Raw genomic sequence first — 15,591 nt, 5'->3', positions numbered from 1 at the left:
TGACACATAAACAAGATAAAGCATCCATGCTGGGGCAGGGCGTACTTATTTTCGTCTACCTCGGCATCCTGACCTTGCTTGAGTTTGGCATCGCTGTCACCTTTGATTCGGTTACGGTTTTGGTGCTTGTAGCGCTCGTGAAGGCGGGGTTGGTTGTTTACTATTACATGCATGTTTACCAGTTGAGCACCGATAGCGAAGGTGACCACGACTCGTACGAGTACAAAACTGGCACCAACCGACTAGGACTTTGGCTGTTTCTGGTCTCAGACGCCTTTGTTTTTGCCGGGTTGTTGGTCATGCGCATGAACTTGCTTGGCCTTACCCGCCCGAACTTGAATCAAACACTTGGCTTGGTAGTGACAGGCGTACTCCTCGTCTCGTCCTTTTTCATGAACCGTGGCGAGACTATGATGAAGAATGGCGACCGTCAAGGTTTTCTCAACAGCACCTTGATCACATTCATTCTCGGTCTTGGCTTTTTGATCGGCGTGATTTTTGTCGAATGGCGTCTTGCGGCGCATGAGGGTCTGACGCCTTCATCGAGCACTGCTGGTGCCGCCTTCTACATGATGACGGGTATGCACGCCTTCCATGTTTTTACAGGTTTGGTCTTCCTTGCCATCGTATGGCTTAATGGTCGAAAAGGTTTGTACGACGAAAAACATTACCCCGTCGAAGCGGCCACGATCTACTGGCACTTCATAGATGTGGTGTGGATCTTCTTCTACCCTGCGCTGTACCTCATAGGAAAAGTACTGGTGTAATTCACTCAAAACGATATGAGAACTCGATTAGAGTTGTAATGGATCGGGGCGGCTCGGATGGGCCGCCCCGATTTTTGGGTGTATCATTAATTATCAAATTCACAAACACTATTTAGGGATACCGCATGGATAGAAAAACATTGTTAGTAGGGTTGGCTGTATTTTTGTTGATCGGCTTGACTATTGTTGGGGTGACTGTTTTTGGCAAGCCCGATTTATTTCGCGGAACAACCTATGGCGAACCGTATCCTGTTGCACCAGAGTTTACATTGGTCCAGGAGAATGGAACCAGCCTCCAGTTAAGTGCGATGCGTGGGAAGATCGTCATTCTTTTCTTTGGGTATACCTCCTGCCCGGATGTATGTCCCACCACATTGGCGGAACTAAATCAGGCACTGGGGCTATTGAGTAAAGATGATGCCGAACAAGTACAAGTTGTTTTTGTGACGGTTGACCCACAACGTGATACGCCCCAACGTGTACAAGAGTATGTCAACCATTTCAATTCCAGTTTTATCGGCTTGAGCGGGACAGAAGATGAACTCTCGAAAACATGGAAGGCGTACGGTGTTTTTCGCGAGGTGGTTGATAGCCCGTCTGCGGCTGGGTATCTTGTAAATCATACTGCACGCACCACAACGATCGATCGCGATGGGCACATGCGTGTCTCGTATATTTTTGGAACACCTGTGGACGATATTGTCCATGACCTCAACTTACTCTTACAAGAAGGTAAATAATGCCTCGGTCTCTTTTGTTCAAAAGACTTTTCATATCGCTTGTGATGGGCCTGGTGATCGGCGCTTTGATCAGTGAAGTTCCTTTTCTCTTCCTGCGCGAAACAGCGCGTCCTCCTCAAGAAGTAATATTGACCATTCCTTCCGGTACGGCTGAACAAGTCGCGCGAGGGGAGCAACCTCCGTCCATTCCAAAGGATATGATCTTTGTTGTGGGAGATACGCTCACCGTGAAGAACAATGATGCGGTTGATCATAAACTCGGTCCCTTGTGGATCCCTGCGAATTCATCAGCGCAGATGCATCTAGGTAAAGTGGAAAATATGGCTTTCGAGTGCACCTTTCAGCCGGGCAGATATTTTGGTCTGGATGTACATGATCCTCTTACGCTCAGCACACGCCTCTTTGGCATCGTCTATGCTGGCCTTCCCATGGCAATATTGATCGCGCTGTATAGCTTTGCCATGCCTGCAAAGAAGAACGAAAATGCTCCTGCTTAAAATGTTCAGCCGTAAGTGGCTGTTTACTACGATACTAGTTTTTCTTGGCACGGCTGTGTGTGCTCGCCTCGGCATCTGGCAATTGGATAGGTTGGATCAGCGGCGTGCATTCAACGCGCAAGTTGAGTCCATGCGCGCCATGCCCTTGCTGGATTTGGACTCTGCAGGCTCGGATGCCATTGAAACAATGGAGTGGCGGGCTGTCTCGTTTACCGGGGAATATGACTTCGAGAATCAGGTCGCTTTGCGGAATCAATACAATGGCAACGAGTATGGATACCATCTATTGACCCCGCTTCTTTCCAATGGGACGGCTGTTTTTGTAGACCGAGGCTGGATTCCCGCTGATGGCAATTCGGCGCCCGCAGACTGGCGCAAGTACGATGAGCCCGGTGTGGTCACGGTCACAGGGCAGATGCGGCTTGGGCAGACCAAACCTGCTTTCGGTGGCGTAGCAGACGCGTTGCCTGCGGACGGGAGTCCGCTTTGGGTGTGGAATAACGGCGATATCGAGAAGATCGCGCCTCAGATGCCGTATCCCATTTTGAAAATTTATGTTCAACCGAATGTAGAAGAAGCAGATACTGTGCCACCGATCCCTTCGCAACCTGTGATCGAGTTGACCGAAGGCCCGCATATGGGGTACGCGTTACAGTGGTTCACATTTGCCACGATCTTGTTTGTGGGGTATCCGTTTTATTTGAGGAAACAGGAATGAGATATTCTCTCAAGTCATCTTTTTCAAGATATGTATTTGTGTTGTTCTTTGCCGTGCTTGCACTGACGATTGCGGGGCGCATCGTCTCGTTGACTGGCGCTGAAGCGTTTTGCAAAGGTTGGCCGATTTGCACGCCCACCGCACCCGCAGGTTGGATGAAGTTGGTGCATATCTCGCTTGTGGGCGTTGCTTCGATCTTGATGCTGGCCGTGTTCCGCAAGGCATGGAGAGAGCAACGCGAAGAACGAGTTGTATTGCCTTTGACAACCATTCTGGCTGTGATGTTCTTTGGGCAGGCGTTGGTCGGTGCAATGCAAGTGACGCAACCTGATGCGGGTCATCTTGTGTTTTTGCACAGGTTGACCACATGGGCTCTGTGGACCTCACTGCTTTTGCTTGTGTATGTCTCCGGTGTATTGGCTGAGGAAAACCCGAAGCCTGTTGTGTTCGATACAAAACAACGGATGAAGGATTTCTTTGCATTATCCAAGCCCTTGATCGTTGGCTTGTTATTGATCACGACATACGGCGGGCTTGTGATCGGTGGAAAGCAATGGCCTTCTTTCTCACTGACTCTGTGGACTTTGCTCGGTGGCGCATTGGCGGCGGGCGGCTCGAGCGCACTCAATCAATACATTGACCGTGAGCTTGATAAGAACATGCAACGCACGGCGAAACGTCCGCTGGCAGATGGGCGTTTGACGAGTGCGGAAGGACTTGCGTTTGGTTTGGGATTGTCACTTGTCAGTTATTATGTGCTGGCTTGTTTTGTGAATCCTCTTGCCGCGTTACTTTCTCTGGCAGGGATCATGTACTATGTGATCTTATACAGCGTCTGGCTCAAAAAAGCGACCGTGCAGAATATCGTCATCGGTGGCGGGGCTGGGGCGATCCCTCCGCTTGTGGGCTACGCCGCCGCAACCGGTACTCTCGATTGGACGGCTTGGATCCTTTTTGCGATCATCTTCATGTGGACGCCCCCGCATTTTTGGGCATTGGCCATCGTCCGCATGAAGGATTATGAGAAGGCTGGAGTTCCCATGATGCCCGTTGTACGTGGTGAAATGGAGACCCGCAGGCAAATACTCGTGTACACGATTGAGTTGGTCATTGTCACGTTGTTGCTTCCCATGCTCAATTTGGCGGGAACGGTGTATCTAGTCTCTGCGCTGGTGCTGGGCGGCGCACTCATCTATGCGGCGTGGGCGGTTTGGAAATATGGCGGTAATAAACTTGCATGGCGCATGTATAAATGGTCTAGCTCGTATCTAGTATTCATCTTTTTTGCAATCATGATCGATGCCGTGTTGTAAGTAAAATGAGGCATCCGAGGTTTTGTAAAACCTCGGATGCCTTTTGTTTCAGTCATGTTAGAATCGGGTAAACCAAACGCTGGAGACATCCTTATGAAAAAATCCATCACGCGCGATGAATGGGCTTCGCTGATCTTACTGCTTGCGATTGTGCTTGGCGTATTCATGCGCTTCAACTTGACTCTGTTGGCGGGATTTGCGATCAACGATGGCGGTATGTTCGCGGTGATGGTGGATGACTTGCGCGCCAATCATTATCTGATCCCTGCATTCACAACCTACAATCATTTGAATATCCCGTTTGCTTATCCGCCACTTGGATTTTATTTCGGCGCCATCACCGTTGACCTGTTCAAGATGAATGCGGTCCAGGCGCTTCGATGGGTTCCTTCATTTTTTGCATCGCTCTCCATCTTTGCCCTTTATTTATTGTCCCTTCGGCTTTTCAAGGATAAATACCGCGCTTCACTCTCGACCTTGTTCTTTGCCCTTATGCCCCGGGCCTTTTCCTGGTTTGTGATGGGAGGTGGCCTCACACGTAGTCCTGGTCAGTTCTTTATGCTGTTGACCTTATTCTTCGTCCTGCGCCTTTATGAAGAAAACCGTCGTACTGATATTCTTTGGGCGGGTCTCTTTGGCGGATTGGCTGTGATGAGTCACCCCGAAGCCGCAGTGCATACGGTCGTCTCTGCGGTTTTGTTCTGGCTTATGTTCTCCCGTAAACGAAATACATTTTTCCAGTCGGTTTTAGTTGGTGTGGTTGTTCTACTTGTCACCACACCGTGGTGGGGGACAGTTCTTCACTATCACGGCACTGAGCCATTGTTCAATGCGGCGGCAACGGGCAAGAAACTTATTGCCGTGTTCAATCTTGTTTTCTTTGTGTTTACCGAAGAACCCTACGCAACATTTATTGCCATCTTGGGGTTGATTGGGGTTGCACACCGCCTCATCCGTAGGGACTATTTCCTCCCAATATGGATGGCTATCCCCTTCTTTGTGGAAGGGCGTAGTGCGGCTGGCCCGGCAGCGATCCCTTTGGCAATGTTAGCGGCTGTCGGGTTGACCGATGTTATTTTTCCTGCGTTGCAGAATCTCGTTAAGAAAGAGACGGAACTGTCCAATCAGGTATCGCCCATTGAAAGGAATGTCACCTTTTATTTGATGTTGTATCTTATCTTTGCGGCGTATCAATTTGGTTTTCAATTATCGGCCGCGACGTTGTACCCTGACGATCAGGAAGCCATGTATTGGGTGAGCAACAATACTCCTGTTGATTCACGTTTCCTTGTGTTGACTGGCACAACGTCTGTTTCGTGTGATTCGGTCACAGAGTGGTTCCCTGCATTGACGGGAAGACAAAGCCTGTTCACTGTGCAGGGTACTGAATGGACGAAGGGCGAGGATTTTGGAGCCTTTATCAAAGCCGAAAACGATTTACAGGATTGTGCTCTTGAGAATGTGTCCTGTGTTGATTCGTTGATTTCCCCTGCAGAATACGATTATGTATATGTTTCAAAGGCCCTGCATGTGGAAAATTGTAGACCTGCAGTTGTAAGAACCTTTCCATATTTTGTGGAAAGTGTGCGTACAGATAAGCGCTATGAAGTTATCTATGAGACTGATGGGGCGATGATTTACAAACAACGCTGAGTCACGGCTTGCGTAGAACAGTTGCTACGGCGTCCTGATATATAACATCCCAACTCTGCTTGTTTTGTAGCGCAGACACAAGCGGTGCATTGGATGGACCAATTGCCCAGTCTACTTGATATTTCTCGAGTAAAGTTTCCCAGTCATCTTTAGCCGCAAACAACTGATCGTACTCACGCATCAACGTCTCGCCGTAGAAGTCGCTTTGGCTATCAAGGAGGACCTTGTGGTGGGGCCATAGCCTGTATTCCAAATATCCACCCCAATTGAATTCATTGAACATATTTCCGCTCTGTGGATTCTCTTCCAGAAAATTAACCGCACCTACAGGGAAAATGTTTGAGTCAAACTGATATAACGAATGATCGTTTCTGAAGTTGAAGTATAAAAAATATGTGACGGCAAGCAGGGTAGCTATGAATGGCCAGATTGATCGGCCTTCTGTATTGAATCCTGCGAATCTGTGCTCAATCTGAGACCACACCTTGGATTTTGAGAGTAAACTGGTGCTCATTTCCGCTAGTAGTGGTGTGCATGCGATTGTAAAAAGCGGGATATTCCTTGCCATTACCAGCGACATGAGTCCAAGCCCAGCCAGAAGGAAAACATGATGGGCCTTTATCGTTTTCCAGTTCAACACACACAGCAAGACGGTTAACACAAGGAGTACTGTATATGGAAGAATCGCTGTGTCTAAAAGGTTGGGTCGCATGGTTTCGACGGTTCGATTGAGGATAAAGGCACTTCGGTTGTTGATGACCGCATCCCAGTTATGCCAAAGGTCTGGGGTGATGATCGTCGCTATGCTGGAGAGAACGCCAATTAGCAAAAGCTTTTTCCCAACTTGACTATCAGATTTTTTCCGCCATACATCCCAAAGCCAGCCTGCGAAGTAGGCGATCCATACAAGAATGCCGAAGATGAATCCGCCGTGCATATTTGCCCAGAAGAGCATGATGATGGGGAAGATATATATATTTGTTAATTTGCCTTCTACAAATTGGTCAAGCTGTTCGACCCATATTGCTAAAAGCAGAAACGTGAAAATGTGTGGACGCGGAAGCCAGTGAATGCTTGATGCTCCTGCCGCAAGGAATACAAGCAACAGCGTGACGATGGGTGATCCGCTTCTGCGATTAGCAAATTGATAGATGAGAGTGAATGTCAACGCGATGACGAGAGAAGATAATAGAACAACACCATCCAGTCCTAATAGTCGATTCGCCAGTGCAAAGATGACTTGTGATAACCACTCGTAAGGTGGTCGAGAGATCCCTGCTCGGGTATGGGAAAGCAGGTCAATGGTTGGGATGATGCGTTTGTCTAGTATGTAGTTGCCAAGAGTTAAATGGCGTCCGAGGTCGGAGTCCAAGCTTAGCATTTGCTGGCCCAGTATAAGGGCAACAAAGAGAACCGCAATGAAAACAATGTCTGAAAAACGAAGTTTGAGGGCGGGATACATCCTATTTTGAGACATCATGGATTTTTTGTGTAGAGCAGAACCTTGAGGTCATCCCAAGCTGTCTGTGACGTGAGAGTGTATTCTGAATTCAAATATTCGATATCTGGATGCGTGGGTTTACCTACTTGTATATACTCGTCAATGGAACGTTGGTAGATAATGTACCAAACTCGTTTTGCGTTATCCGAAGCAGACCGTATATCTGTTTTTGCTTCGATTTTCAATACCTGTTGTGTGGCGGGTGCAAGTGTGTCTGTTGTGCTTCCAACGGGATCGCCAATAAATTCCTGAGGAAAAGATGGATCAAAATAGAGCGACGGAAGTAGAGATAGTTTATTTGAATGAATAATTACATCTCCAGGTTGAGTGCTTTCCTGCAGAAAGGATACTATCTGTTTAAATGGACCATAAGGGAAATTGTTGTAAGTAACATGTTGATAAATGCCTGCCATGAACGAGACCGCAAGCATGGCGGATAACAACCCGCGCCCAGCGGTTGATAAGTAGGTGTTATGGAATACCCATGCTAACCAGATGCAGAAGAATATACCGGAAGGTAATAAAGCTCGTTCAATGTATACGGGTTTCCATTGCGAGAACAAAAACAACAGGGTCGGTGGAGTAAAGGACAGATACAGAATCCATAGCCCATTTGTTTTCTCTGGCACACGCCATGTTTGTATTAGTCCAATGACAAGAATCAGGATTGCTAATATCAAGCTAGGGGCAAGCCATGCGTTGGGCAGGGGAGTGTTTGTTGTGAAGACCAATAACAGGGTGAATATTGCTGTTATATTAGGTTTTATCACCCAGTAGGCTTGGTCTATCTTTGCGAATTGTGTTGGTAGCTGAATTAACCATGGTAAATACAACAAGATAGCAAATCCGCTTGCAAGGGTTACAGAGCGTAGGGTTCGCCAATCTCGTTTGATCAAAGGAATGAACGCAAGCGGAACGAGAAAGAATGCAGCGAGATTGTGAGTGTATTGTGCTAATGCAGATGCGATTCCAAATACGATCCACCAGCGCCAGTCGCGAGTTGCTGAACCACGTAGATATGCGTAAGCCGTTAGCAGTAGCCACAACGCCAGAAAGGCGTACATACGTATCTCTTGCGAATAATGGATTTGGAAAGGTGCCAGTGCAGTGATGAGCATGGCGGTCTCTGCTGTTTTTTCGCTGAACAGTTCTTTTGAAACCTGATGAACGAGATAAACAGATGCAATGCCTGCAAAGATCGATAGCATTCTCGTTGCGACTAAGGATTCCCCAAATAATTTCATCCATAACCAAAGTAATGTATAGTAACCCAGTGGATGGATATCTGCACTGCCTGCACCAGTGGGGGCAAGTGTGCCGTAGAGCATTTGTCCAAGCCCCTTTTCGGAAAACAGAATCGAGAACGCCTCATCGTACCAAATGGGACGTGAGACAATACCGAGTAGGCGAACAAACAAAGCGACAAGGAGAATGAGGATAATCCGCGTTTCGGTCTTCTTGATGAAATTCTTCATACCTGAATTATATAATAATACTTACTGCGTTTTCTATCCTTGAAAAAATGTAATTCGCGACCGGTCACTCTGGATGTAACTCGCCTTGAATCAAAAAGCGACATCTTTCGATGCCGCTTCTGAGTAAAGTCTATTCTCCCAAATAATCCCGCAGTTTTCTGCGGATGGTTGGGTGGCGGAGGCGACTGAGTGCCTGTGCTTCGATCTGTCTTACACGTTCGCGGGTAACACCCATTTTGCGGCCTACTTCTTCGAGGGTGTAGGCTTGGCCGTCAAGCAGGCCGTAGCGCAACTGCAAAATGCGGACCTCGCGTGGAGGTAATCCATTCAACACTTCGCCGAGATGTTCCTTTAGCAAGTTGTAGGTGGCGGTATCGTCGGGCGGAGGGGCCTCATCGTCTTCGATGAAATCGCCGAGAACCGAATCTTCTTCATCATCGGTCGGTGTTTCCAGTGAAAGTGGACGGCGTGCGACCTGGATCATGTTCTCCACTTTCTTGGGAGGCACATCCAAAGCTTCGGCCAGTTCTTCCACGCTTGGTTCACGCCCAAGACGTTGTGTGAGTTGATGTTGTACGCGCAATAATTTATTGATCTGATCGCCCATGTGGACCGGGACACGGATTGTGCGTCCCTGATCGGCAATGGCGCGGGTTACTGCCTGACGAATCCACCATGTAGCATATGTGGAGAATTTGTGTCCGCGGCGGTAATCGAACTTCTTGGTTGCGCGAATGAGACCGATGTTTCCTTCTTGAATGAGATCAAGAAAGGGAACGCCACGTCCCATATATTTCTTGGCTACAGAGATCACAAGGCGGGAGTTTGCCGTAATGAGGTGTTCACGTGCAGACCAGCCGTCTTCGATGAGCTTACGTAGCTCAGTGCGGCGGCGCGGACTAGCATTGCCTTTCGCCAGTTCTTCGCGTGCCATACGTCCGCGCTCAATGCGTTGTGCAAGAGCAACTTCTTCATCTGCGGTCAACAGTGGAACGCGACTGACCTCTTTTAGGTATAGACCAATTGTGTCGTCGGTATCTATATTTGCAAGATAATCATCGAGTGATGGGTCAATTTCCGGTTCAACTTCTTCGGTTGCTTCCACTGCAACAAGTTCATCTTCGCTTGGTTCGGCGAGGTTGGCGTCCTCAACGAACGGAATACCTGCGCTTAACAAAGCCGAAAACGCCTCTTCCAGTTGCTCAACATCCTGTTCAGCTTCTGGGAAGAAATGGATGATGTCATCCAGTGTTATGTAGCCCTTTTGCCGCCCCAATTCCACAAGCCGGGCAATAGCAGGGAATTCTTCTTCCTCGTCAACCATCAAAATCTTATCTACATCCATTATTTATATGCCAAAATCCTTTTTTATCAGAATACACTTTTTTCGGATGAAATACAATACTTTTTCATTGCTCTTTTATAGACGTCTGTTTTGGCAAAATGTTACGGCACAAAGACTTACTTTTTCGTTGTCGAACCAGCTTAGGGCGTCGCAGGAACCGTAGGGAGTTCCGTAGGAGCATAAGGCGGATTGGTGATGAGGCCCAAAAGCGGGTCGATGGAGCTTTTGCTAACAATCATGGTGCTTCCATCCTCACCGCTTACATAGTATCCACTCTCTGTTGGGGTAAGAACACCAATCTTAATGATTCGTTCCCCGTTCTTTTGAAAAGCCACCTTGATAATGTAATCAGGATGATCCAAGCCGACTGCATCTGGGGCAAGATCAGGGACTCGATTCAGGATTCGCATGGTGCCAATTTGACTAGCCGCCGCTTCTACCGACGCCTGGTCTGCTGGTGCCTCTTCAGGCTGAGTTATCACCCAGGCATTTGCCTCATCACGTGCCACTTCGACAGTTTGCCCATCCTTTGCTTGGATGTATATGCGTGTGGGAAGTCCTTGTTCTGCCGTAAACAAATATTCGATAGGTGCTTCCGTTGCTTCGGGTGTTGCCGTAGCATCAGAGTCTTTCGGGCGGCTATTGAAATAATAGGCCGCCCCAAAGACTATTGCGAACAGTACGAGATAAACGATCGTGGATCGTCGCATATTCTATCCTTGCCGCCTGCGTGCAAGCCAGGAGGAGATACCTGCAAAGATAACCAAACCGGGGATCAGTAAGATCGAGACCAGAAGTATGATGAGCAATTGGATCTGGCTGGGTGGCAGGAAGGTACGAGTAGTTGGTGTGTTGGGTGTAATGTTGATCAGGTTATCCTGCTCAGCGGCCCAATCTACCGAGTTGACGAAGATGTTACCATTGCCATACGCATCAAATGCTTGATCGGTGGCAAATAATGAATTCCCAAAGACTACAACACGACCTTTTGTAGTGGGGTTCTCACCAGCGGCGGCCATGACCAAGGGGCCGGGCAAGTCTCCCTCATCAAATGAAACCTGGGTACCTTCGGCATTTGTGAAGTTGATTTCACCCCATGAGTTTTGGGATGTGAAGAGCAAAGGTGTTTGGACAATTCCCTCAGGTGCAGTAGCCATTGTGATCGAACGTGCTTGCGGCATGATCACAATGTAATTCGCACTCAAGTTTGCGTTGATCGGATGATCGCCTGCCGAAGCAGAAATGGCGTTCAACGGTTGCTGGCTATTGAGGTCAATGATGATGTCATTATCAAGCGTAATGCCCCAATCTTTTGTGAGGTAGTTGGCCAGCGGATCGGGAGCGTCGCCGAATTTGGTTGCGAGAAGCGGGTCTTCCATAACGAGAAGTGAGCCGCCTGCATCTACATACGCTTTTAGCAATTTGGCTTCTTCACTGGAAATTTGTTTCTGTGGGCCAGCGATGATGATGGCGAGCGCATCTTCAGGGATTTTGTTTTCAGCCAATAAGTTGAGGGTGTTGACAGTGTAGTTCTTGCTTTCCAGCGTCTGTTTGGCTGTAGCGAGACTGGTTTCACCAGAATCAAGAGAGACCTCACCGTGACCGGTCAGAAAATAGACGGCGCGGGCAGTGGGGTTGATTAATTTTATGAGAGCCTTGGCGAGTTCGGTTTCGGATGCGTAACTGGCGATCTCTTTTTGGTCCCCCATTTCGAGCAATATTTTGCCGTCGCCGGTGATGCCAGCTTCACGAGCTGAGAGCGGGTCGGTATCTGGGTTGACAAACTTGTAGCTGAACTTGCCATTGCTGGCGGCTTTGAATTTTTCTAAAAGTTCGGCCGCATTATCAGGGGATGCACTGGAATAGAAACCAGTCGCAACAACTGGGGACGGGAGTGTCTCAAGTGCCTTGATAGTTTCTGCTGCGAGGGTGTTTGATTTATCCTGTGTTACGTCCCAGTTCTTCGGGTTTTGAAATACAAGTGTATTTACAACGACCAAAATACCTAAAAAGGCAATGCTTGTAACAAATAGATTGCTTCCATATTTTGCCTGACGGCCTGTGATCGCCCGTCGGATCTTTTCCGGTTCGAGGATAACGTAGAGCGCCAACCCAAGGATGGTTACACCAAGGCTGATGAGGGTGCCCCGATTCAATGTGTCTACGGTGGCGCCAGTGAACATGTTAAGTACAAGAAGTCCCTTTGTGATGAGGAACAGGATCGTGCTTATAAACGCCAGTCCGGCAACGATCAATGCGATGAATGTGTAGCGATGCCAGGTGGGTTGATTTTTGGTTGCCATTATTTCCATCTCCTCATTTCAACGGCGGCTGTCCCCGTGAAAATGCCCAGAGCAATCAAGCTGACGTAATAAACAATATCAGACAGGTTGATGATGCCTGAGTCCAAGGCTCCGTAGAAATGTGTTTTCATATCAAGATAGTGGAACAGGTCTGCGCCTTGACCAATGATTACACTCGCCGGGAATCCGATCAACCACCACAGTGTAATGAGTACGATCAGGATGACGAAGAATGATGCGATTTGGTTCGAGAACATGGCAGAGATGGCTGTCCCGAGGGAGAGGAAGACACCTGCCAGCAGGATCATGCCGAGATAGGATACCAGGATCACGTTCCAGTCGATGCCCGGTTGGACGAAGCGGCTGATAATGACCGGGTAGATCGCTGTGATGGCTAGGACAGAAAAAATATACAGCATGGCACCAAGCCATTTGCCAAGAACCAGCTCAAAGTCACGAATGGGAGCGGTGAGAAGTAATTCCAGTGTGCCCATGCGAGCTTCGTCTGAGATGAGTCTCATGGTCAACGCGGGAGTGGAGAGCACCAGTAAAAAGGTGAAGGCACCAGAAACGGGGGAGAAGTCGGGCACGGCGCCATAGTTTTGATAGGCGTTTGCGCTGTAGTAGTAGAAATTAATGCCAAACAGTACGCCCACGGTTAGAAGGATCGCGAAAGCTACAACATATGCGACGGGGCTGATAAAGTATTGGTCGTATTCTCGTTTTGCAATTGTCCAAATATTTCGCATGTTTCACCTCACGAGCGCTTGCCCGCGGATTTGTCTTCGGTCAGTTCAAGGAAGATCTCTTCCAAGCTCACGCCCAGCGGACGCATTTCGATCAACTCGTAACCGGCTTGTATTACGGCTTTTGCCACTTGCGGGCGTATATCCTCGCCTGCGGAGAATTCGAACTCCACGGCATTGTCTTGTGATGCCGCAACCTTACGTGTGCCTTTGATCTTTTTGACAGTCGCGTCAAGTCCATCGGCATCACCACGTACGCGCAGGAGTACACGATCTGCACCGAGGACTCTCGATTGCAGGTTTTCTGTTGTATCTTCGGCAACGATCCTTCCCTTGTTGATGATCAACACGCGGTCGCAGATTTGTTGCGCTTCCGAAAGGATGTGTGTGGAGAACAATACGGTGCGGTCTTTGCCGATCTCACGGATCACGTTGCGGATGTCCACAACCTGTGCCGGGTCAAGACCGATGGTCGGCTCATCTAAAATAATGACCTCGGGGCGATGGAGAAGCGCTTGCGCCAGGCCAACGCGTTGCTTCATACCTTTTGAGAAGTTTCCAATAAAACTGTTGGCGCGGTCGCCTAAATTGACCATATCCAATGCTTCGTATGCGCGGGCCTGCGCATCTGGGATCTGCCTCAGTTCGGCCATGAACTTGAGGTAATCTACGGCACTCATGTCGTTATACAGCGGAGCAGTTTCCGGAAGATAGCCAACACGTTTGCGTACCTCGAGCGATTCCTCTACGACATCATAACCCGCTACGATGGCTTCCCCATCGGAGGGGGGCATATAGCCGGTGAGAATGCGCATGGTGGTCGTTTTACCGGCGCCGTTCGGGCCGAGAAACCCGACAATTTCTCCCTGCTTTGCATCAAAGGTGATGCTGTCAAGGGCACGGCGATTCCCATAATCTTTTATGAGACCATTGACTTGGATCATTGGTTCTCCTTGCGTAAGGTGAATTTACAAACAAAAGGCACGCCTGCCGGTGGGCAAACCGTGCCAATTTTTGTATCGAGATTACTATACAGAAATTTAAAATCAAAGTCAAGCAAGTATTTGATTTCTAATCAAACACTAATAATGGATGTGACAATCATCATCCATTGGGCGATAACCATCACCTTATCGGAGGAAGAAATACCATACACCTGCCGCACCGACAACACATACACCGATCAGTAAGACTCCGACCAGCACCAACATCCAACCACTGGAGCCTTCGGGTTCGTCCATTGCACTGCTGATGGGAGCGATCGGCTTGGAGGAGGCGACTGGAAATGACGGAAACGAGGTCATTGCGGGCGTGCTTTGAACATTAGGAGCCGCATTCGTCGTCATGCCTTCCAGCATATCGGGTATGCCATTTTGATTCTTGTCCAATTGCTCCATGGCTTGCTGATATTTTGCGCGGGCCTCGGGAGGCAGATCATCGAGGCTTTTGTATTCACTACCATCTACAATGAATTTCATTATGTTGGCAACGATCTTGCCAGAAGGCATACTTTCAAAGACATCCGATAGGCTATTATTGTTATTGTCTGCGGTTATATTTCCAACCTGGCTTACAGTGTCGCCTTGAAATGTACGCATTGCCTCTTCATATTTTTGGCGGATATCAGGTGGCATTTCATCCACGCTGTTATATGTCTTTCCATCAATTACAATCCGTTTGGGATACATAGTCTGCCTCCATGGTTTTCAGTGTATAAGGGTGTGAACCAAAATGCAAGTACCTTTTATCCTATTGGCTGATTTAATAATTACGATTAAACTTTCCTTATTGGAGAGACAATGACTGATCTACTATACCAGACCGATGCCTATCTTCAGGAATTTGATTCAAACATCACGTCTATTATAGATGAGGCGCGTGCCGTTATCCTCGATAAGACTGCCTTCTACCCTGGCGGTGGGGGGCAACCTTGTGACTTTGGAAGTTTGCTGATCAACGGCATTGTTTACCCAGTGGATAAGGTCAAGAAGCAGGGCGATGACGTTCTGCATTTTCTTGGTGGTAATGTGCCATTGCCATCTCTCGGCTCCGCTTCGCAAGGGACTTTGGATTGGGGTCGGCGACATAAGCTGATGCGCACTCATACCGCTCTCCACATCCTCTGCGGGACAGTTTTCCGTGATTATGGAGCGCTCGTCACCGGTGGAGATATGGAACCCCTCAAAGGTCGCATGGACTTCGAGTTTGAGACTATGCGTGGCGACCTTGTCCGTGAGATCGAAGTGGCTGTAAATAAAGAGGTGGCACAGGCCCGTGAGATACGAGTCAATATCCAGCCACGGGAAGAAGCGTTTCAGATCCCTGACCTGATCCGCACGAAGATCAACCTGTTGCCAGAAGGGATCCCGCAAGTACGGACAGTGGAGATCGTGGGACTTGATCTACAAGCTGATGGCGGAACGCATGTACGTAACACGAGTGAGGTCGGCCGTATCCGAGTCACTGATTACAAGAGTAAAGGCGCTATCAATAAGCGCATTTATATTGAGATCGAATAATTTTTAATTACCAA

At 48.4% G+C, this 15,591-nt stretch carries 15 protein-coding genes; 7 read left to right on the top strand and 8 right to left on the bottom strand.

Features of this window, described 5'->3' with window-relative positions:
* Positions 1-26 precede the first annotated feature (26 nt).
* The 6 genes from IPP66_18110 (at position 27) to IPP66_18085 (ending at position 5,688) form a co-directional block, all read left to right on the top strand.
* On the top strand, positions 27-767 hold the full coding sequence (locus IPP66_18110; GenBank protein MBK9927187.1) for a heme-copper oxidase subunit III: 741 nt from the start codon (positions 27-29) through the stop codon (positions 765-767).
* A gap of 125 nt (positions 768-892) precedes the next feature.
* A complete protein-coding gene (locus IPP66_18105; GenBank protein ID MBK9927186.1) occupies positions 893-1,507 on the top strand; it encodes an SCO family protein in 615 nt (204 codons plus the stop codon).
* Positions 1,507-2,004, top strand: a complete 498-nt coding sequence (locus IPP66_18100) for a hypothetical protein (protein MBK9927185.1) — start codon at positions 1,507-1,509, stop codon at positions 2,002-2,004. Before IPP66_18105 ends, IPP66_18100 begins: the two co-directional genes overlap by 1 nt.
* On the top strand, positions 1,991-2,722 hold the full coding sequence (locus tag IPP66_18095; GenBank protein MBK9927184.1) for an SURF1 family protein: 732 nt from the start codon (positions 1,991-1,993) through the stop codon (positions 2,720-2,722). Before IPP66_18100 ends, IPP66_18095 begins: the two co-directional genes overlap by 14 nt.
* A 464-nt stretch (positions 2,723-3,186) precedes the next feature.
* Entirely contained in the window at positions 3,187-4,035 is an 849-nt protein-coding gene (locus IPP66_18090) for a protoheme IX farnesyltransferase (protein ID MBK9927183.1), read from the top strand.
* Between the two features lie 93 nt (positions 4,036-4,128).
* The gene (locus IPP66_18085; GenBank protein ID MBK9927182.1) at positions 4,129-5,688 is read left to right on the top strand and encodes a glycosyltransferase family 39 protein; all 1,560 of its coding nucleotides are present in this window, start codon (positions 4,129-4,131) and stop codon (positions 5,686-5,688) included.
* Position 5,689: 1 nt separating this feature from the next.
* Here IPP66_18085 and IPP66_18080 read toward each other — a convergent pair whose 3' ends face one another.
* The 8 genes from IPP66_18080 to IPP66_18045 form a co-directional block, all read right to left on the bottom strand.
* Complete coding sequence (locus tag IPP66_18080) at positions 5,690-7,168, bottom strand: hypothetical protein (protein MBK9927181.1); 1,479 nt, start codon at positions 7,166-7,168, stop codon at positions 5,690-5,692.
* Positions 7,165-8,664, bottom strand: coding sequence for a glycosyltransferase family 39 protein (locus IPP66_18075; protein MBK9927180.1), 1,500 nt, complete (start codon positions 8,662-8,664; stop codon positions 7,165-7,167). The genes IPP66_18080 and IPP66_18075 overlap by 4 nt, the downstream gene beginning before the upstream one ends.
* Before the next feature lie 130 nt (positions 8,665-8,794).
* Entirely contained in the window at positions 8,795-10,009 is a 1,215-nt protein-coding gene (locus tag IPP66_18070) for a sigma-70 family RNA polymerase sigma factor (GenBank protein MBK9927179.1), read from the bottom strand.
* A gap of 140 nt (positions 10,010-10,149) precedes the next feature.
* On the bottom strand, positions 10,150-10,719 hold the full coding sequence (locus tag IPP66_18065) for a DUF4340 domain-containing protein (GenBank protein MBK9927178.1): 570 nt from the start codon (positions 10,717-10,719) through the stop codon (positions 10,150-10,152).
* A gap of 3 nt (positions 10,720-10,722) precedes the next feature.
* On the bottom strand, positions 10,723-12,312 hold the full coding sequence (locus tag IPP66_18060; protein ID MBK9927177.1) for a GldG family protein: 1,590 nt from the start codon (positions 12,310-12,312) through the stop codon (positions 10,723-10,725).
* Positions 12,312-13,061 carry an ABC transporter permease subunit gene (locus tag IPP66_18055; GenBank protein MBK9927176.1) on the bottom strand — a complete coding sequence of 250 codons (750 nt, stop codon included), beginning with the start codon at positions 13,059-13,061 and terminating at the stop codon, positions 12,312-12,314. Before IPP66_18055 ends, IPP66_18060 begins: the two co-directional genes overlap by 1 nt.
* Positions 13,062-13,069: 8 nt before the next feature.
* Entirely contained in the window at positions 13,070-14,002 is a 933-nt protein-coding gene (locus IPP66_18050; GenBank protein ID MBK9927175.1) for an ABC transporter ATP-binding protein, read from the bottom strand.
* Between the two features lie 186 nt (positions 14,003-14,188).
* Positions 14,189-14,746 carry a hypothetical protein gene (locus IPP66_18045; protein ID MBK9927174.1) on the bottom strand — a complete coding sequence of 186 codons (558 nt, stop codon included), beginning with the start codon at positions 14,744-14,746 and terminating at the stop codon, positions 14,189-14,191.
* Positions 14,747-14,857: 111 nt separating this feature from the next.
* Between IPP66_18045 and IPP66_18040 the strand changes: the two genes are divergently transcribed.
* Positions 14,858-15,577 (top strand): alanyl-tRNA editing protein, encoded by a 720-nt coding sequence (locus tag IPP66_18040; GenBank protein ID MBK9927173.1) that lies wholly within the window; start codon positions 14,858-14,860, stop codon positions 15,575-15,577.
* The last annotated feature ends 14 nt before the right edge of the window (positions 15,578-15,591 follow it).

Origin of the sequence: Candidatus Defluviilinea proxima, from assembly GCA_016721115.1 — a bacterium.
GTDB lineage: Bacteria > Chloroflexota > Anaerolineae > Anaerolineales > Villigracilaceae > Defluviilinea > Defluviilinea proxima.
This window is presented reverse-complemented; position numbering and strand designations above follow the sequence as displayed.